Source organism: Agrobacterium sp. SORGH_AS_0440, assembly GCF_031453135.1.
In the GTDB taxonomy this organism is placed as follows: Bacteria; Pseudomonadota; Alphaproteobacteria; order Rhizobiales; family Rhizobiaceae; genus Agrobacterium; species Agrobacterium pusense.
Genome location: NZ_JAVIYR010000001.1, coordinates 1,598,256 through 1,617,159, shown reverse-complemented (window position 1 = coordinate 1,617,159; position 18,904 = coordinate 1,598,256). Strand labels below are relative to the sequence as shown.

Sequence of the window (18,904 nt, the reverse complement as noted above, 5' to 3'; positions counted from 1 at the left end):
AGGAGGAAAAAATATGATCGATACGACAGCCGTGGCCGCGGGCCACGCCAAATTGCCATTCTACAAGCATCTGTATTTTCAGGTTCTGGTGGCCATCATAGCCGGTATCGCACTCGGCCATTTCTATCCGGCCTTCGGTGAAGAACTGAAGCCGCTCGGCGACGGCTTCATCCGCCTCGTCAAGATGATCATCGCGCCCGTCATCTTCCTCACTGTCGCAACCGGCATTGCCGGCATGAACGACATGAAGAAGGTTGGCCGCGTGGCTGGCAAGGCCATGATCTACTTCCTCGTATTCTCCACACTTGCGCTTATCGTCGGCCTCATCGTCGCCAACACCGTACAGCCCGGCGCGGGCATGAACATCGATCCGGCAACGCTGGATGCCAAGGCCGTCGCGACCTACGCCGACAAAGCCCATGAGCAGACCATCACCGGCTTCCTGATGAACATCATCCCGACGACCATCGTCGGCGCATTCGCCAGCGGCGATATCCTGCAGGTGCTGTTCTTCTCGGTGCTCTTCGGTATCGCACTCGGCGTCGTCGGCGAAAAGGGCAAGCCGGTCACCGATTTCATGCACGCCCTGATGTATCCGATTTTCAAGCTGGTCGCGATTCTGATGAAGGCCGCCCCGATTGGTGCTTTCGGCGCCATGGCCTTCACCATCGGCAAATACGGCATCTCGTCCGTCACCAATCTTGCGATGCTGATCGGCACTTTCTACGTCACGTCCTTCCTGTTCGTGTTCGTGGTCCTCGGCGCCGTCTGCCGCTATAACGGCTTCTCCATCGTCGCGCTGATCCGCTACATCAAGGAAGAACTGCTGCTGGTTCTCGGTACCTCGTCTTCCGAGGCTGCCCTGCCGGGCCTGATGAGCAAGATGGAAAAGGCCGGCTGCAAGCGCTCCGTCGTTGGCCTCGTCATTCCGACCGGTTACTCCTTCAACCTTGACGGCACCAACATCTACATGACGCTGGCAGCCCTCTTCATCGCGCAGGCGACCGGCATTCACCTCTCCTTCGGCGAACAGATTCTGCTGCTGCTCGTCGCCATGCTCTCCTCCAAGGGTGCCGCCGGCATTACCGGTGCAGGCTTCATCACGCTCGCGGCCACGCTCTCCGTCGTGCCTTCGGTTCCGGTCGCAGGCATGGCGCTGATCCTCGGCATCGACCGCTTCATGTCGGAATGCCGCGCGCTCACCAACTTCGTCGGCAATGCGGTCGCCACCATCGTCGTCGCCCGCTGGGAAGGCGAACTGGACCAGGACCAGCTTGCCCGCGTGCTCAGCGGCAAGGAAGAATTCACCGGCATCGCCGATGTGGATCAGCTTCCGGCCTCGGTGCAGCCGGCAGAGTAATACGACCTCCCAAGGTCCTGCCTGCCCGGCCTCGTCCGGACAGGCCTCGCATGAAGGCCGGCGCGTCATCTCGATGTGTCGGCCTTTGTCGTTCAAGCAGGTCTCGGAAAACAGTTTTTATCGGACGGGCGATGCTGTAGGCCAGATCAAACACGAACCGTTGCGATGAATGGAGTGGCCCATATGAGAAACATTTTCCTGGCGTGGCAGTTCTGGGCCCTGTTATCGGCGGCATTCGCGGCTCTGACTGCCATTTTCGCCAAGATCGGCATCGAAAACGTCAATTCCGATTTCGCCACTTTCATCCGAACCATCGTTATTCTCGCTGCCGCAGGCCTGATGGTTTATATCACCGGCAACTGGCAGCAGCCTTCCACCATCCCGGGGAAAACCTGGGCCTTCCTCGTGCTCTCCGGTCTGGCAACCGGCGCATCCTGGATATGCTATTTCCGGGCGCTGAAAATCGGCGACGCGGCCCGTGTCGCACCCATCGACAAGCTCAGTGTCGTCTTTGTCGCCGTCTTTGCAGTGCTGTTTTTGGGCGAAAGGCTTTCGCTGCCTAACTGGCTCGGCGTCGTGCTGATCGCCTGCGGTGCCGTACTTGTGGCCTACCGGGGATAGGTCGGCCGGATCAACCGGCCGGCACAATTGCCAAAATTTTCAGCCTCGGGCGGCCGCGACCTTGTCGAGACCGCGCCTCACGCCAGCAAACAGCTCATCCAGTTGCTCCGCGGTAATAATCAGCGGCGGGCAGAAACAGATGGATTCACCGATTGGCCGGGTTATGACACCCTCCTCCTCAATCGCGGCGGCAAGGGCAAACGTCGTATCGCCCGGCTTCATGCCTTCCCATGGCTTCACCTCCAGCGCGCCGATGAGGCCGATACCGCGCGAGGAATGAATGAGCGGGTGATCCGCAAGTGCCTTCAGATGATCGAGGAACCGGCCTTCGAGCCGCGCGACATTGCCGACCAGATCGCGTTCCTGAATGATCTTCAGGTTTTCCAGCCCTACAGCCGTTGCGACCGGGTGGCCGGAGGCGGTGTAGCCATGGCCGAACGATCCGATACGGTCGGACTCATCGGCGATAGGCTGGTAGAAATTGTCATTCATGATGATCGCCGAAAGCGGCATGTAGGACGACGAAATCTGCTTTGAGACCACAAGCACGTCCGGCTTGATACCGTAGGTCTCGCAGGCGAACATCTTGCCCGTGCGGCCAAAACCGCAGATGACCTCGTCCACCACAAGCAGGATGTCGTATTTCTTCAGGATCGCCTGTACGCCTTCCCAATAGCCCTCCGGCGGCAGGAGAACGCCACCGGCGCCCATTACCGGCTCGCCCCAGAAGGCGGCGATGGTTTCGGGACCTTCGCGAAGGATCAGATCCTCCAACTCCCCGAGGATACGCGCGGTGAAATCCGCCTCACTTTCGCCCTCCTTCCCGAAATGCACATAGGAGGGGCAGGCCGTATGCAGCATGCGGTCCAGCGGCAGATCGAAACTCTCATGGTTGCGCGGCAAGCCGGTGATCGAGGCCGACGCAATGGTCACGCCATGATAACCCTTGATGCGGCCGATGATCTTTTTCTTTTCCTTCTTGCCCAGCGCATTCGAACGATACCAGACCATCTTGGCGACCAGATCGTTGGCTTCCGAGCCGGAGGAGGTGAAATGAACTTTCGACATCGGCACCGGCGAAAGCTCGATCAGCAGTTCGGCGAGATCGACGGACGGGCTATGCGTCTTGTAGGAGAAGGTGTGGTAATAGGGCAGCTTCTGCATCTGCTTTGTCGCCGCTTCCACCAGCCGCTGTTCACCAAAACCGAGCGCCACCGACCACAGTCCCGCCATTGCCTCGATATATCGCTTGCCACTGCTGTCGGTGACATAGATGCCCTCGCCGCTTTCAATCACCAGGCCACCGGTCTTTTCGAATTTGCGCAGATTGACATTGGGATGCATCTGATAGGCGATATCGCGTGCCTCGACGGAATTCGGCAGGATGGTCATCGATAATGGCTCCGTTTCGGTTGATTGACTGAGGCGTCAGACGTGCTGTCCGCCATTGATGTGGATTTCCGCGCCGTTGATGTAGCTGGACTGTTCCGAGCAGAGAAAAAGGATTGTCTGCGCCACCTCCGCCGTGGTGCCGAGCCGCCCGAGCGGAACCTGGGCATCCACCAGCTCGGCCGTACCCGGAGACAGAATGGCAGTATTGATTTCCCCAGGCGCAATCGCGTTGGCGCGAACGCCCCGCGGACCGAATTCATGCGCCAGTTCGCGCGTCAGTGCGGCGAGTGCCGCCTTCGACGTGGCATAAGCAACACCGGCGAAGGGGTGAACCCGCGAACCGACGATGGAGGTGACATTGACGATCGAGCCTTTCGCCGCCTCCAGCTCCGGCAGGAGCGCGCGGGCGAGCAGCGCTGTCGAGACGAGATTGACATTGAGCACCCGCGTCCAGATATCCGCCGTCGTATCCATTACACCAAGGCGGCTTCCGCCTTCGCCCTTCGGCGAAATTCCGGCATTGTTGACAAGCGCCGCAAGCTTTCCTTCCGGCAGGCGTGAACGCACCTCATCTGCCAGGTCTTCTACGCGCGACAGGTCTTCCAGATCGGCCTGGATATGGCTCTCGCGTGCGGAGGGCCAGCGGCATTCCTCGGAAAAGGGCTGCCGCGAAACGGTCAGAATCCTCCAGCCCTTTTCCTGAAACAGCTTGACGGTGGCATGCCCAATTCCCCGGCTGGCACCGGTCAGAAGCATGTAAGGAACAGCCATAGAGAACTCCTGTGCCATGCGGATCGTTGAGCCGGCCTCGCATTCAACACGCATGTTAGAGCGCTTCGGCCGGGTGACAAGGGCTTTTTTGTCGCGGTGGGCGAAGCAAGGCCGCTCGCGGGCTAATCCCATTTGATGCGGGGGTTTCACCCGAACGGAATATTTGAAGCGGATCATTTGCCCATAAAATGAAACCTCCCGAATGTGTGATCTGTATTGGGAGGGGGACACATGCGCATCGACATCATTGACAGCGACGCCGGCTTCGAGGCGGTTCGGGAAAACTGGGAATCGGTGTTCATGGCCGATCCCCATGCCCGGCATTTTCTCTCCTGGGGCTGGCTGCGCGATTACATGCCGCGCCGCAGGCGCTGGTTCGTTCTGGCTCTGAGGGAACGTTCGGAAGGCTCGCCCTATGTGGCGTTTTTTCCGCTGCGCATCGTCACCGAACCGGACAAGAAAACCGGCCGCTTTCACGACAGCATCGTCATGGCCGGCAATGCTGCCGCGGATTATACTGGTTTCATCACCCTGCCGGACTATGAAGATCACGCCGTCGCCGGTTTCTGCGCCTATATAAGACAACAGAACTGGACCGAGCTGAAACTCGATTATCTTTCAGGCCCGCCGGAACGGCGCGATGCCATGATCAGGGCGCTTCAGGGCCCGCTCGTCATGTTCCGCGACAATATGCCGACCAACCCCTACAACATCAACAATTGCATCTGCCCGGTCGTGACCCTGCCGGACACGTTTGGGGGGTATCTTGAAAGCCACATGAGCAGCCAGACCCGGCAAAAGCTCAGGCGTTTCATGAGAAAGGTCGAGGGCGGGGACGAATATCGCATCAGCTTCGCGACGAAAGACACCATCAAGCGGGACATGGACATCCTCTTCGATTTCTGGCGTATCCGCTGGGCGCCGCATAAGGGCAAGGAACGCACCGAGCTCCTGATCGGCGCGACCCGCCAGATGCTGATGGATGTCTATATTCGCGGTGATCTAGAGGTACCTGTGCTGTGGTTCGGCGACCAGCCGCTTGGCGCACTCGCCAACATCATCGATCGCCGGAAAAAATCTGTAATGTTCTACATCACCGGCCGCGACGAGAACTGGAAGACGCCTTCCCCCGGCCTCGTGCTGCACGGGCATTGCATCCGAAGGGCAATCGAGCAGGGTTTCAAGACCTACGACTTCCTGCGTGGCAACGAGCCCTATAAATATTTTTTCGGGCCGGAGGAGCAGAAGCTGAGCTGTACGCTGTTTCGCACCCGCTCGGGTGATAATCTCGGCGGCACGCTTCACCCGCGCAGTATCCGATTTGTCTACGAACAGGGACTCAAATTTTACAAGGCGGGCAGGAAGGCTGCCGCAAGCATCGCCTTCAGCCAGGTGCTTGCCGCAGCGCCCGGTCATTCCGGCGCCCAATTCGGGTTGGCCAACCTGTCTCTTGATCGGGGCGAGTTCCGGGAGGCGGAAATCGCCTTCCTGGCGCTTCTCGCCAGCGGCCAGGACCCGGTTCTGCTTTGGCTCCGCATCGGTGAAGCACGGCTGGCGCAGCAGCATTATCACGAGGCATCCGAGGCCTTCCGCCAGGTCACCAATCGCGCGCCGTTCCACCGCGAAGCGCTCTACAAATGCGCCGTTGCTCTCATCGCCGCCGAACGAAAGATGGAAGGCGCCGAAATCCTTGAAAGATTGCAGCATTATCATTCGGACGAGGCCCAACATCTCGAATATGCGGAGAAGGCGCGGGCCGCACTTGCGCGGCTGGAACTGACGAAAACAAAGATCACACTCCCTGCCGATGTCATCCCGCTCACCGTCAAACCGAAAACGGCGGGCAAGCGCTGGCACCCGCCAAAGGTTTTGCATTGAAGACAATGATCTGTAAGTTGCGGCAGCAAAAAGCCGACCGACCTGCAGGGAATTTTGATGTTTCTGACAAACAAGGACATGCTCGATCTCATCGAGCTTCGCCACGATTTGCATCGCCATCCGGAAATTTCCGGAGAGGAGAAAGAAACCGCCCGCCGCGTCCATGCCTTTCTTGAGCAGGCACCACCTGACCGGCTTCTTGCCGGCCTCGGCGGCCATGGCGTGGCGGCTGTCTATGACAGCGGCAGAAGCGGCCCCTCGGTTCTGATCCGCTCGGAAATCGACGCGCTGCCTATCCACGAAAAGGGTGAAGTTGAATATCGTTCGAGCGTCGATGGAAAAGGCCATCTGTGCGGTCACGACGGCCACTCCACCATTCTGACGGCACTGGCGCTTGGCCTTGCCCGCCAGCGGCCGGAGACAGGACGGGTCATTCTTCTCTTTCAGCCGGCGGAAGAAACCGGTGCGGGCGCAGCCGCCGTTATTGCCGATCCCCGCTTTGCGGAGATAAAACCGGACTATTCATTTTCACTTCACAACCTCCCCGGCCTGCCCTTCGGCCATGTCAGCGTGGTGGAAGGGCCGGTCAATTGCGCATCGCGCGGCATCAAAATCACGTTAGCGGGCAAGACGGCACATGCCTCCTCACCGGAACACGGCATTTCGCCCATGCGGGCGATTGCCAGGCTGATGCCGTCCCTAAGCGATCTCGGTTCCGGTTTTCCGCCGGCACCGGATTTTTCGATGGTGACGATCACCCACGCGATCATGGGGGAAGCGGCCTTCGGCATTTCCCCGGCTGACGCGGAAATCTGGGCGACACTCAGAACGCTGACCGACGACCGGATGGAAAACCTGTGCAACGCCGCGGAGACGCTCGCAAAAAGGGTGGCAGACGAAGAGAGGCTGGCGCTCGATATCACCTATGACGATATTTTCCTGCATTGCGAAAACGCCCCGGACGCCGTCGATCATATCCGGCAGGCGCTGGACGACGAGAAAATCTCCCACGGTTCCGAAGGTCTGCCCATGCGCGCTTCCGAGGATTTCGGCCGTTTCCGTGGCGTCTCGTCGTCGGCGATGTTCTTTCTCGGCGCAGGCCGGGACTATCCCAATCTGCACAACCCCGACTACGACTTTCCGGACGCACTGATCGGTATCGGTGCGCGCATCTTCATGCGGCTCATTCGTAATCTCACTGGCGGGAAATAAGCCGTGGCCGGCTGCACGCCGGCCGCTGTCAACCGCCTTGCGGACCGTTGCTCGGCCGGGCGGCGCGCACTGCCGCGAGCCCCCTGATGCCATCGCGATTACCGATGGAGGCGAGGCTTTCGAATATCTGGGCGGCTTCCCCATAACGGCGCATGGCGAGATAGGAGTAACCGCGCAGCACCATCAGATCAGCACGCTCGTCAGCCAGCCGGGCCCGCTGGTCGAGGAGCAGAAGCGTTTCGGCATAACGTTTCGACTGGAAGGCGGAAACCGCGCGATCGGCAAGGATCGAAACCTGCAGCTCCGTGGCTCGCGGACGATCCATGCGCGATTTCGTCGCCGAGACCGCAGCATGATCCGTCAGCCCCATGCGCAGATAGGCGAGGCTCTGACCATAGGCCGCATCGCTTTTGACACTCGACTGGCCGCCGGCAATGGCGGCTTCAAAGGCTTTCAGCGCCTCGGCCGGTCTATTCGTCTCCATCAGGCACCAGCCGAGATCGAGTGCCTGCTGCGGCGGCAATCGCTGCGGATCAGGATAGGCGGCACAAGAGCGTGGACGCGAAGCCGTGTTGTTTGCTCTCTGCGCTGGCGAAGACAGTCTCGCCTGCTTGCGTGACGGTTCAGGCGCCTGGACGACGGGTTGAACATAGGTCACCGTCCCTCCCTGCGCCGTCTGAGGCACGGGCGCTGTCTGCTGCGGGGCTGTGGCGAGAGGCGGCGCGGTTACCGCCACGGCCGGCTGGCCGGACTGATCCACCATGCGTGCAGTACCCACATCGCCAATACGCTGCGAGCGACCCGCCCACTGCTGCTGAATGCCCCGCAGGCCAGCGAGGTTGCGCAGGTCGTGATAGCTCAGTGCCACGCCATAGGCAGACGGCTCATCATCCGCTTTCCAGCCAAGCGCAGTGCTGAACCATTGCAAGGCGAGCTGGCTCTGACGGAACGCAAGCGAATACCAGCCGAACTGTTGTGCCGTCGCCGCGTCCTTGCGCGCAACGGTTTCCGCTGCGATGCGCTGCAGTACATCCGGCGGCAGCACCACGGGCGGCTCCAGCGCGAGAAGATTGGCGGTTGCGGCAAGATAGGTTGCGAGCGCATCGTCGGATGTCGCGCGCCATTTGTACATGACGTCCTCGGCTTCACGCGGCTCGTTGCGGTCGATCAGCGCCAGCGCCAGCCCTTGCGAGGCCGACGCGCTGTCCTCTTCCTCTCGCGCCTTGCGGAACCACTTTTCGGCCTCCGCCATATTTTTCTGGCGAATATTATACCAGCCGAGCAGCAGCGCGTCGCTTGGGAGCTTTTCCGTTTCGGCAAGCCGTTCAAGCCGCATCAGATAGGCAGAAGGGACGGTGATCCCCTCTTTTTCTCCTGCCTTCGCCACGAACTGGCGCGCGAGATCGTTCTTGACCGGCTCGAATTCCAGCTGTCCATCGGCGCCGGGCTTTTCCTTGGCCAGAAGCTCACCCATCATTTCCGCCGGCAGCAGCGCGGATGCCTTTTGCACGGTGGCGAGCCTGTCACTTGCGACAGTGCAATTGTTGAGAATGTAGAGATAGGCGTCGAGCGCCCGTGCCATCCTGTCCGTATTGGCAAAGGCATCGGCAACCCGCCACAGAACGTCGACCTCGCTGCAGGTCAGCAGACCGGAATTATTGGCGGCGGTATCCACCACCGTCGCATATTGCTTGAGGTCAGACGCATTGATGAGGCGCTGACGCGCCTCGGCCAGAGACAGCATGCCGGTCAGGTTGTCCGGCGGCTGCCAGCCAGGCTCTGTCTGCTGGCGGTCGGCAATCGCTTTCCTGACCTCGGCATAACGGCCGTCGGTATAAAGCTGCCACATGGCATCGAGCTTCGCATCGCCATTTTCCGGAACAGCAAGCGGATCAGCCGGTGGCGTCCAGTTTGGATAAAGCGTGCGAAGTCGCGCGATTTCGGCCTGAAGGCGTTGCGTATCGCCTCTCGCGGCGAAATAGCGCAATGCACTGAGATCGACTTCCGGCATATCACCCGACGCCGCCTCCGCCACGCGCTCGGCAGGCGCCTGCGCCGTCTGTGTTTGCATTGTCTGGGCGCCGGTCTGTGGCAACGGTCGCGGCTCGGTTGCCGGCACCGTTACCGGCGGGGTCGAGGACTGCGCTAACTGCGCCATCTCGCGATTCTTGACGAAAGCGTTGATTTGAGCCGGATTTGCCGCAGGAGATATCCGCTGCGCGGCGCGATTGTCCCCCACCGCGGAGGTGTGGACGTCCGACACGCGACCGAGAATGCTGTCACGCCAGTGGAAGGCGGCAAGCGCGACTAGAAGCAGGATGAGGGCCGAAGTCGATAGAGGCTTGTTCATCGGCATTCCCCGTTATTTCTTGCCAGAAACGACAATGCCAGAAGATGCAATGTGGAAGGATAATAAAGTGTTGGCTGAAAGCTCTTCAGTTCTTCCGGAACGGCGGCCCCGCCTGCGACACAGGCCGCAAGTGCCGGAATGATGCGATAGCCTGGATCCGACAGCACATCCTTGACCGCTCCGCTCTTCAGATCGAAAGTGCCGGCCGCACCGCTTTCCAGCGTCATGCCGTTCTTCAGCCGGTTGAGCAGCTCGGGCGAGCCCATATTCGCCCGAGAGAGATAAAGCGGAATGCGCACCGCATTGTAACCGAACTCCGGCGGGAAACCCGATGCCGGCTGGGCTCGCGTCCGCACCGATACCCAGTCGGCCGGTAGTTTCCTCTCGCCAAAGGCAAAGGCACCAATCTGCGTCACCCCGTCATCGGCTACCGCTTTCCAGAGCGGCGACGGCGCGACGAGATTGAGAACCGGGAAGGCCTCGAATATCAGATACGACGGATTAACCACCGGACCGTCATCCCGGTCTCCCTCGCCAAAACCGGTTGCAGCCGGCAGGAGCAACGTACGCCCTGCGCGCTCAACCACGGTTTTTTTGAGGATGGCGGATGCCATGGCTGTGGATGCCTCGGCGTAGTCCTGCCGATTCCATTGCCCGGCAGCCAGCGCCAGCGCATAGGCGATCAGGATATCGCCATCCGTAGCGTTGTTGATATCGGTCACATGCGGACGTGTGCGCGGATCCCATTTCCAGGCGGACAGTCCGTCATCCCGCACCAGCAGTTCGGTGCGTGTGAAACTCCAGATCAGCTCGAAATCGGCGAGGCTGTCGGACAACACGGCAAGCCACATGCCATAACCCTGACCCTCGCTGTGGCTGATATTGCCGTTGCCCGTATCGATAATGCGGCCACCGGGATCGAGAAACGCACTCTTATAGGCCGACCATGCCTCCGGCGGGATCGACGCGGTGCGGCCCGCTGAAACGGCTGTCAGCAACGTCATGATGGAAAGGACGACAACACCGGCCAGTTTCGAAATTCCGCTCTTCATCGATGTCGCCCCATCATGCGCAGCATGGCAAATGTCGCAAGACCGAGGAGCGACACGAACCCAATGAAGGCCAATGAATAGGAGAGAACGTTAGAAGACAGCCAGTTGGCTGCAATCAGCCTGAAGTTCGAGAAGGAAAATGGCCGGGTGCTATAAAGATATGGCCGTTCCACTTCGACGGTCTCGATTTTTTCAGCACCCGCGTCGTAAGCGGCGACACGCCCTGTGACGCCACCCCACCGGTCTTCACGCGTCATCGCCGCCATGCCCCCCAAAAGCTCTCCCGAACTTGGCGCGGTTGCGAGCGTCCAAACCCCTTCACCTGAGGGGCTCAGTCCCTGGGCCAGCATGAAGGAAACATTGGCAGGCGGCGCATAGGGCTGCTCGGCTGCAGGCAGGAAGCGCAATGTATCCGAACTCAGGTCGAAGTTGCGCTTCATCCATTCCTCAAAGGACGAAACCTGTCCTTCCCAGATGCCGCCATCGACCCGTTCACGCCAGTCATTAAAGAGGTTTTCACTGTTTTGGGCAGGCTGCTGAACACCGGCTCCCACTTTCCAGGAGATCTGGCTGGAGGGAACGAGATTGAACTGGCTGATCAAAGCCTGCGGAAATTGTGAGATCGTACCAACGAACAACGCGTCCCGGTCGCCGATCACCAGTGGCGACGCGACGGTCTCGATGTCGATCGGATGCCCCGCCACGCTCGCCAGCCGGCTGATGAGCGTAGCCGCCGCGGACATCGTGTCCGTGTCAAAACGATCAAGAGACAGGGCGACGGGAGTAGTCCCAGTGCGGTAGGGTTGCCCGGCGCCAGCCATAGCAGCGAGATCGGGTTTGCGACCAATCTGCGCATAGTCCGGAATATGAATTTCCGATGTGTCGAACAATGCAAAACGGGGCGTTGTGCTCGCTGGCGCACCCGGTGCGCAGGCCTGATCCTGCGCCGTCATCAACACCGCTTCAATGGTCACCTTGTTCGGACCCGGCTTGAAATGCCGCATTGTCACATTGATCGGCAGATGTCTGAAAATACCCCCGCCATTATTGGAGATAGGCACGGTGGAGGCGATCTGGTCATTGACATAGATGTCGACATGGCTGCCGGGCAACACCTGCGAGGAATAGGCTGCATCCAGGAGAAGCGACGCTTCGCCATAGGCCGACGCATAAAAATCGGCGGGCATGCCGATGTAAAATTCATTGCGGAAACGCCGGCCGCTGAACTCGCTGCTTTCGATACCGAGTTCCGAAAGCGCGATCCGACGGTCCGACATGATCAGTGGCACATCGGGTGCGTGCCAGCTGCGCGTCGAAAAAGTGGCTCGCTGAGCGCCCGGTGTTCGCGAGATCGAGGAAAACAGCGTCTCTATCGCCGCTTGCACCGCCTGGGGGGTCGGACCAGTGACGAGAAGCGGCGACGCTCCGCCCGCGATGGAGCTGCCGAAGCCTGCGAAAGCGCCCGCTGATGCTTCAGGTGGCAAAGTTCCGGCCATGCCGGCGATTTCCCGAGCGGTGCCGACGAGGACCGAAAGCGTTCCCGCTTTCCGTTCGACGGGAGGGGCCGTCACAAAACGGACCGTCTGGTTCGGCATTTGGGTTCTGAGCGCCAGCGCCTGCGAAAGACGCAGGAGAGAATCCGCAAATGCCGGATTGCCGAGCGCCGGTGCCACGATTTCGATCGACGTCGTCGCCTTGCCATCGGGTCCGGTCGCCTGGATGTCGTCGATGTTGGCGAAACTGCCCGCAACATCGGCGTTAAAGCCTATGAAGGTATTTGCCGGATCGACATCGGTCCATAGATCGTAAGTGGACTGGATCGTGCAATCTGTTCTGTGGCGCTGCTGCACCCCGAGCGACACGACATTCGCGCCGACCTGAAGGACACCGGGCGGAATTTTAAGGGAAATATTCCCCTGACTGTCCGGCGCCTCGATACGCGCTGCACCAAGCCCGACATTGTTCACGCTGACCTGAAAGTTCGAGCTTTCCGGGGCAACAACGATCGCGTTCTGATAACCGACATTCAGCGATACGGCTGCATTCACCTGCTCTGGCGTCAGATAGATACTCCATTGCCGCCGGTCCATTTCCCCCGAAAGGCTGAGCTTTTCATAGGGAAGGATATAGCGGCGGCGGCCATCGGCTGAAGAAGACGAGGCGCGCATGGAACCGGGTGAGATGCTTTCCCGGCGCGCGGGCACGGTCACCGGGGGAACCGGCGGCGGTTGGGCCGTCACGTCTGGGGAAGGCGCAGGCTGAGCCGTGAGGGGTGGCGGAACAGGTGGCTGCGCTGGCGTCCGGACCTCCGGCTCACGACGCGGTTCCACCGGAGAAATGGCGGGCGGCTCCGCGGGCTTTGGCGCGGTCTGGGCCGGCCTTTCCGGGGACATGTCGAAGGGGGATGACTGCGCAATGGCGCTCGTCGCGACTGCACCCCAGATCATCACTGTCAGCGACTGCCTGATAGGTCCGCGGCCGGTCATTTTACGGCTCCAGCAGGTTTGACGGCCTTGGAACCCGGCCGCAGCGCGCGCGCCAGATAAAAGAGACCACGCTGCGTCTGGAAGAGCGATATTGCCAGGAAGGTCGCCGTACCGCGAATGAGGCCGGGGTTCCTGCGTCGCACACGCTGAAACTCGCTCCATTGCTCGGAATTGGCAAAAATCAGGTCGGCGATAAGGCGGTGATCGACGGCCCGCTGTGGGGAGAAGGTGCAGCCGATCGAAATGAACCCCTCGCCTCGCACCGTCCGCACAATATTGAGAGGCATCGTTTCCGGCACGCCCTCGCTGTGGGGTTTGACCCTGATGATCGCAGTCTCGCCTTTTTGGACCGTGGTTGCGTTATCGAATAGATTGATGAGCAGACCGTGGACGGAAACATTGTCGATGGAGGCCGGCACCCAGGTGTCGCTGCCCTCAAGCTTGACCTCGCAGCGCCGCTTCACGGTGATGCGCCGCGAGGCGGACTTGTCGCCGCGTTCAGAAACGACCCCCAGCGCGCAACCGGCGAAGATGAGGTTCAGCAGGTTCCAGCCGCCGACCACGAGCGTGACATCCGCCTTGTAGGGCTCGCTGTAGATACGCCAGACGGCAAAGATCATCGCCACCACCAGCAATCCGAAAATCACGAAGAACGGCCGGCTGATTTCCGAGAGTCGCGCCTCAGCGATGGATTCATCCTTCGCCGTGACCTTGAAGGTTGGCTTGCCCGGATTGAAGATCACCGAAACGACGGCGGGCAGGAGGTGAACCGTCTGCACATATTCGTAGAGTTCCGATATCCACGGCCAGCGGAAACTGCCGTAGAGATAGTTCTGCATCATGAGGTTCACGAGCATGTAGGCCGCCGTATAGGCTAGAAACTCGCCGCCCGAGGCCACAAATATCTGCAGGTCGAAGAAAAGATAGAACAGCGGCGCAAACAGGAAGATCGTGCGCGGAAACGGAAATAGCCAGAACAGCGTCGAGGACATGTAGCAGAGGCGCTGTGTGAATGTGAGGCCACGCTTGAACAGGGGCTGACGGAAAATCAGGATCTGCATCATGCCCTGTGCCCAGCGGCTGCGCTGACCGATGAAGCTTGCGAAAGTGGCCGGCTGCAACCCGGCAATCAGGGGCTTGTCCACATAGATGCTGTTCCAGCCGCGGGAATGCAGTGCGAGCGCCGTTTCACAATCTTCCGTGATGCTGACACCGCTGAAACCTTCGGTATCCTGCAGGGCCTCGCGCCGCAGTACGGCGGCGGAACCGCAGAAGAAGGCGCCGTTCCACTTGTCGAGACCGCGCTGGATGATGCCGTAAAACATCTCATTTTCGCTCGGCATCGTCTCGAAGGTTCGCAGATTGCGCTCGATCGGATCGGGATTGACGAAGAAATGCGGCGTCTGCACCAGGAACAGCCGCGGGTCTTCTTCGAAATAACCAACGGTTTCCAGCAGGAAGTCGCGCGCGGGCGCGTGGTCGGCGTCGAAGACCGTGACGAGTTCGCCGGTCGAATGGGCAAGGCCGTTATTGAGATTTCCGGCCTTGGCGTGGACATTGCGCTCGCGCGTCAGATAACGCACGTCGAGGTCTTCGCAGAGCTTCTTGAGCTCTTCATGGCGGCGCTGCGCGGCCTGCGCTTCGACAATATTGGCGGCATTGCGCTTCTGAACCGAGCCGCCATCGTCCAGCAGCCAGACCGTGAAGCGGTCCGCCGGATAATCCATGTTTTTGGCCGCCGCCAGCGTATTGGCCAGAAGCTCCGCATCCTCGTTGTAACTGGGCACGAAGACATCCACTGTCGGACGGTATGTGGGCGAGCCGGGCCTGGTCTTGCGCGACGGCAGCGGCATGGACACGATGACAAGGCTGAGCGCCAGCATCACCACGCTATACATTTCCGCCAGATAGAGCAGAAAACCGGGAATGAAGTTCTCAAGCTGATTGATGGGCGGCAACGTGCTTGTCGTGCGCCAGTAGACGTAACGAAGCACGATGGCCGTACCGAAACCGAGGGCCACCAGCCGCCAGACCCCCTGCCCGTTGAAGCCCTTGATCGTTGCGAGGAGAATAAGCGAGATTGCTGTTGCGACCAGGTGGGTCTGCAAGCTGACCGGCATCGTGATGATGGCCAGAACGCAAAGCGACACAAGCAACCAGACAATGATTGTGATGGCCTTGTTCATCCAGAAACTTTCCGTTCTTGTCCCCATCCGGAATTTCGGCCCGGCATCTCCGCTCTCGTCCCCGCCATCATCTGCATCCCTGGCCCGCCCCCGAACCGGAAAGGCACGATGGCGAGGGAATGGACACCTGCGGTACGCCCGATGATTGCTGTTGGCCTGTGACTGCCCCACCGCCGGCGGTGCGCGGGGCCGTCACCGCAGGCTGACCCGACGCACCCGCCGATACCGGCGAAGGAATGTTAACTGCTGCAACGGGCGGCAGCGGCTGTTGTTCCGGCTGAACCGGGGCAGTGGCCGCCGCACGACGAACCGGCCGGACCGGCACGCTGGCGGTGACCTCGGCGCCGGGTCGCATCGGCACCTCTTCCGACTTTATCGGATAGACCGGATTGCCGGGACGGCCGAGATTTTTGTCCACCGCCTGCGGCGTGCCATAGGGGTTCCAGCTTGGCGAGGCATAAGTCCCGGTGATGGTATAATTATACATCACCGCCAGAAGCCGCTCGATGCTTGCGCCGGATTGACAGAGGCGTAGCCGCACCTTGATGCGCCCCAGATTGCGGAAATCCTGCCGCATGCTTTCGGGGGAACGTATATCCTGCCAACCATAAAGGCAGGTATCCTCACCACGTCCCTTGCCAGCGGCATAGGAAAACGCGCCGTAACTGTTCTGCAGGTAATTTGCCGACATGGCGATAGTTTCACCGGGAAATTCCGCACGGATTTCCCGTGCGAGGGAGGAAGCCCTGAAACCGGTGAACGCCAGGGAATCGAGATCTGTATCGCCCGCCTGCTGCGGACCGAAGAACTCCGCCTTGAGATAATTCTGTCCCGGCGTAGCGGCCTCGGAACGCAATATGACCTGCTGCGCCACGGCATTGGAATAAGTACGGCTGACGACGGTAACGATTTCGGGACCGCCAGGCGGCGGAAAAATCAGCGCTTCGGAAGGGGACAGAAGCTGCGTCCCGCCGAACGACCGAACGCCCGCGGGAGTATTGCAGCCAGAAAGAACCGCAATGGAAAACAGCAATGAAGTATAGGTAGAAAATTTCACTGCCCTTCGCCCCTTTTTTTCCCCGACGCCGCCCAGATTAAAAGGAAACCGAATCACCAATGACCAGACCATTGTTACGAAATACGTGAGGACTGCGAATAAGCAATCGCAAATTTCCGTTGCAATTTCTGATAGTTTATGGCCTGCGAATCGCTTTTTCGCTGCCGTTGGCGAGGGGAAAAAGGTGGAACCAATCACGCCGCTGCGGGTTGGCTTTGCGTCAGATCGATAATTTTTGCGGTTGCAGCGCAATATGCCACATGGTCTATTTGCCTCCATAGTCACGTATTTTTATTGATCTCAATTTATTCAACTGTAAAAACAGAGAGTTACCGCATGACCGTGCAATTTCCGAGTATCGCGCAAACACTTGCCGAGGAGATCGGAACATTACGCAAATGGCTGGATGAGGACGCCCTTCCATTGTGGTGGGAGGCGGGGTCAGCCCGGCCGGATGGCGGTTTTTACGAGCGTCTCGCTCAGGATGCGAAACCGGTTTTTTCCGATGACCGCCGCGCCCGCGTCCAACCGCGCCAGGCTTATTGTTATGCCGCCGCCGGCCAGCATGGCTGGCATGGCCCCTGGAAAGACGCAGTGTTGCACGGGCTGTCCTGGTTCGAGAGGGTCTATCGCCTTGAAAACGGCCTTTACGGCAACCTGGCCGACCAGACCGGAAAACTGATCGACCCCTCCTTCGATCTCTACAACCAGGCTTTTGCGCTTTTCGCCGCAGCACAGACAGCTGCGATCCTTCCCGAGCGGAGGAATGAGATGCGCAGCCGCGCGCTCGAAATCCTTGCCATTCTCGAGCGCGACTACAGACACCCGGTCGCCGGCTTCGAGGAGGCGAACCCGCCGCGCACACCGCTTTGCTCCAATCCGCATATGCATCTTTTCGAAGCGATGCTGGCCTGGGAGGAACAGGATCGTGACGGCCCGTGGTCGGCGCTGGCGGACGAGATTGCCGGCCTCGCACTTTCCCGCTTCATCGATGACGGCAATGGCGGCCTGCGCGAATTCTTCGCCCATGACTGGACGCCCTACGAGGGGGAGAAGGGCCGGATCATGGAGCCGGGCCACCAGTTCGAATGGGCCTGGCTTCTGGTGCGCTGGGGCAGCCTGCGTGGAAACGAAGAAGCGATCAGGAAGGCGAAACGCCTGTTCGAGATCGGCGAAGACCACGGTATCTGCCCGCGCCGCAAGGTGGCGGTGATGAGCCTTTACGACGATTTTTCGCTGCGTGACGGGCTTGCGCGACTATGGCCACAGACGGAATGGCTGAAGGCGGCGGTGCGGCTTGCCAGTGTGACTGATGGCGAGGAGCGGCAGCGTTACCTTGCCTCAGGTCTGAGCGCCATCGGCGCGCTGCAGCCTTTCCTTGACACGCCGGTCAAGGGCCTGTGGTTCGACAAATGGCCGGCGGATCGGCCCATGCTCGACGAACCGGCGCCGGCAAGCACGTTTTACCACATCGTCTGCGCCATCTATGAGGCAGAGGCGGTGCTGGCAGCAGGGTGAGGAACGTCACGTACCGGGCGAGCGGCATCGCCGCTCGCCGGTTTTGATACCGGTCAAACCTTGGCCGGACGCACCACGCGCCAGTCAGGTCTGCCGAGATTGTGTGGCCAGGCATGAACATCCTTGTCATTGAAGTAGACGACTTCTTCCAACTTCGGAAAATCCGCCTGTTTCAGCGTCACGTCGTTCATCCACGGACGAACATAGGAATCGCTGCCTTCATAACCCAGTTCGGCGACCCAGACCGGCTTGTCGAAGGTCTCGACGAGTCCGTAGCCCTTGCGCAGCAGATCCGTGAAGGTCTTCGGCGCGCCATATTCGATCTTGTCGTAATCTTCGAGACCGAACACCGACAGACCGACCAGATCGGCGTAATTGTCACCGGGATAATAGGCCCGCAAACCATCCAGACCTTTCGGTGACCACATCACTTTCACACCGGGAACAGCCTTGCGCGTCATATCCACCACGCGCTTGTAGGCGGTGATGTAATCACGCGGGTTCCAGCCCGACCACGAGAAGCGGCCGGTCGTGTCTTCCATTTCCTGTCCCCAGCGCAGGATCAGCGGGCTCTTCATGGCCGACATGCGTGCGGCGATCGCCTGCATGTTCTTATCGTAATCGCCACTCAGAACCTTGCGGCGCAACTCGTCTGAAGAGAGGCGCCAGTTGACGTCCCACGACCAGGGTTCGACCGTGATCATCACATTGCGCTTGCGCTCCAGGGCATAGGCATCCGCAAGTGCGAGACTATCGAGATCCACGTCTTCCCAGGGCAAGAACAGGTGTTCCGTCGCCACCCCGGACTGGCCGGTGAAATCGCCGTGCGGATCATATGCGCCGAAACGTATTCCGTCCGCATGCAATGTCGGTCTTTTGTCGGCAAGTGTCTTCATGCCCGTCGAGGTCATGGGGGCGACCCCTTGCGCGTCGAGCTTGAGCACCGGATACATTCCGGCGGTAAAGGCTGCGGCGGCACCACTCGCGAACAGAAGTGTTCGTCTTGTTATCTGCATGACAC

13 protein-coding genes are annotated in these 18,904 nt (G+C 60.0%); 5 read left to right on the top strand and 8 right to left on the bottom strand.

The features are described 5' to 3' along the window. The first annotated feature begins 13 nt into the window (after positions 1 to 13). Positions 14 to 1,360 (top strand): dicarboxylate/amino acid:cation symporter, encoded by a 1,347-nt coding sequence (locus tag QE453_RS07375; protein WP_004438672.1) that lies wholly within the window; start codon positions 14 to 16, stop codon positions 1,358 to 1,360. A 183-nt stretch (positions 1,361 to 1,543) separates the two neighbouring features. Continuing rightward, positions 1,544 to 1,981, top strand: a complete 438-nt coding sequence (locus QE453_RS07370; RefSeq protein ID WP_309776622.1) for an EamA family transporter — start codon at positions 1,544 to 1,546, stop codon at positions 1,979 to 1,981. Positions 1,982 to 2,020: 39 nt separating this feature from the next. Here the strand turns inward: QE453_RS07370 and QE453_RS07365 are convergent, their stop codons facing one another. Together QE453_RS07365 and QE453_RS07360 are read right to left on the bottom strand one after the other, a co-directional pair. After that, positions 2,021 to 3,373, bottom strand: coding sequence for an aspartate aminotransferase family protein (locus QE453_RS07365; protein WP_035208105.1), 1,353 nt, complete (start codon positions 3,371 to 3,373; stop codon positions 2,021 to 2,023). A 36-nt stretch (positions 3,374 to 3,409) separates the two neighbouring features. After that, positions 3,410 to 4,144 (bottom strand): SDR family NAD(P)-dependent oxidoreductase, encoded by a 735-nt coding sequence (locus tag QE453_RS07360; RefSeq protein ID WP_004438662.1) that lies wholly within the window; start codon positions 4,142 to 4,144, stop codon positions 3,410 to 3,412. A gap of 231 nt (positions 4,145 to 4,375) precedes the next feature. On the opposite strand from QE453_RS07360, the gene QE453_RS07355 reads away from it, so the two are divergent. Further along, positions 4,376 to 6,022 carry a GNAT family N-acetyltransferase gene (locus tag QE453_RS07355; RefSeq protein ID WP_309776621.1) on the top strand — a complete coding sequence of 549 codons (1,647 nt, stop codon included), beginning with the start codon at positions 4,376 to 4,378 and terminating at the stop codon, positions 6,020 to 6,022. 57 nt (positions 6,023 to 6,079) lie between these two features. Continuing rightward, entirely contained in the window at positions 6,080 to 7,234 is a 1,155-nt protein-coding gene (locus QE453_RS07350) for an amidohydrolase (RefSeq protein ID WP_309776620.1), read from the top strand. A gap of 28 nt (positions 7,235 to 7,262) precedes the next feature. Here the strand turns inward: QE453_RS07350 and QE453_RS07345 are convergent, their stop codons facing one another. The 5 genes from QE453_RS07345 to bcsN all read right to left on the bottom strand — a co-directional run bounded on the left by QE453_RS07345 (position 7,263) and on the right by bcsN (position 16,365). Further along, positions 7,263 to 9,590, bottom strand: a complete 2,328-nt coding sequence (locus QE453_RS07345) for a cellulose synthase (protein ID WP_309776619.1) — start codon at positions 9,588 to 9,590, stop codon at positions 7,263 to 7,265. After that, entirely contained in the window at positions 9,581 to 10,636 is a 1,056-nt protein-coding gene (locus tag QE453_RS07340) for a glycosyl hydrolase family 8 (protein ID WP_064263058.1), read from the bottom strand. Before QE453_RS07340 ends, QE453_RS07345 begins: the two co-directional genes overlap by 10 nt. Continuing rightward, on the bottom strand, positions 10,633 to 13,122 hold the full coding sequence (locus QE453_RS07335; RefSeq protein WP_309776618.1) for a cellulose biosynthesis cyclic di-GMP-binding regulatory protein BcsB: 2,490 nt from the start codon (positions 13,120 to 13,122) through the stop codon (positions 10,633 to 10,635). Before QE453_RS07335 ends, QE453_RS07340 begins: the two co-directional genes overlap by 4 nt. Further along, positions 13,119 to 15,308, bottom strand: a complete 2,190-nt coding sequence (bcsA, locus tag QE453_RS07330; protein WP_309776617.1) for a UDP-forming cellulose synthase catalytic subunit — start codon at positions 15,306 to 15,308, stop codon at positions 13,119 to 13,121. Before bcsA ends, QE453_RS07335 begins: the two co-directional genes overlap by 4 nt. A 67-nt stretch (positions 15,309 to 15,375) precedes the next feature. Continuing rightward, positions 15,376 to 16,365, bottom strand: coding sequence for a cellulose biosynthesis protein BcsN (bcsN, locus tag QE453_RS07325; RefSeq protein WP_309776616.1), 990 nt, complete (start codon positions 16,363 to 16,365; stop codon positions 15,376 to 15,378). 336 nt (positions 16,366 to 16,701) lie between these two features. Here bcsN and QE453_RS07320 point away from each other — a divergent pair, with 336 nt between their 5' ends. Further along, entirely contained in the window at positions 16,702 to 17,883 is a 1,182-nt protein-coding gene (locus tag QE453_RS07320) for an AGE family epimerase/isomerase (protein WP_142186512.1), read from the top strand. 53 nt (positions 17,884 to 17,936) lie between these two features. On the opposite strand, the gene QE453_RS07315 is transcribed toward QE453_RS07320, so the two are convergent. Next, entirely contained in the window at positions 17,937 to 18,899 is a 963-nt protein-coding gene (locus QE453_RS07315) for a glycoside hydrolase family 26 protein (RefSeq protein WP_004438632.1), read from the bottom strand. Between the last annotated feature and the right edge of the window lie 5 nt (positions 18,900 to 18,904).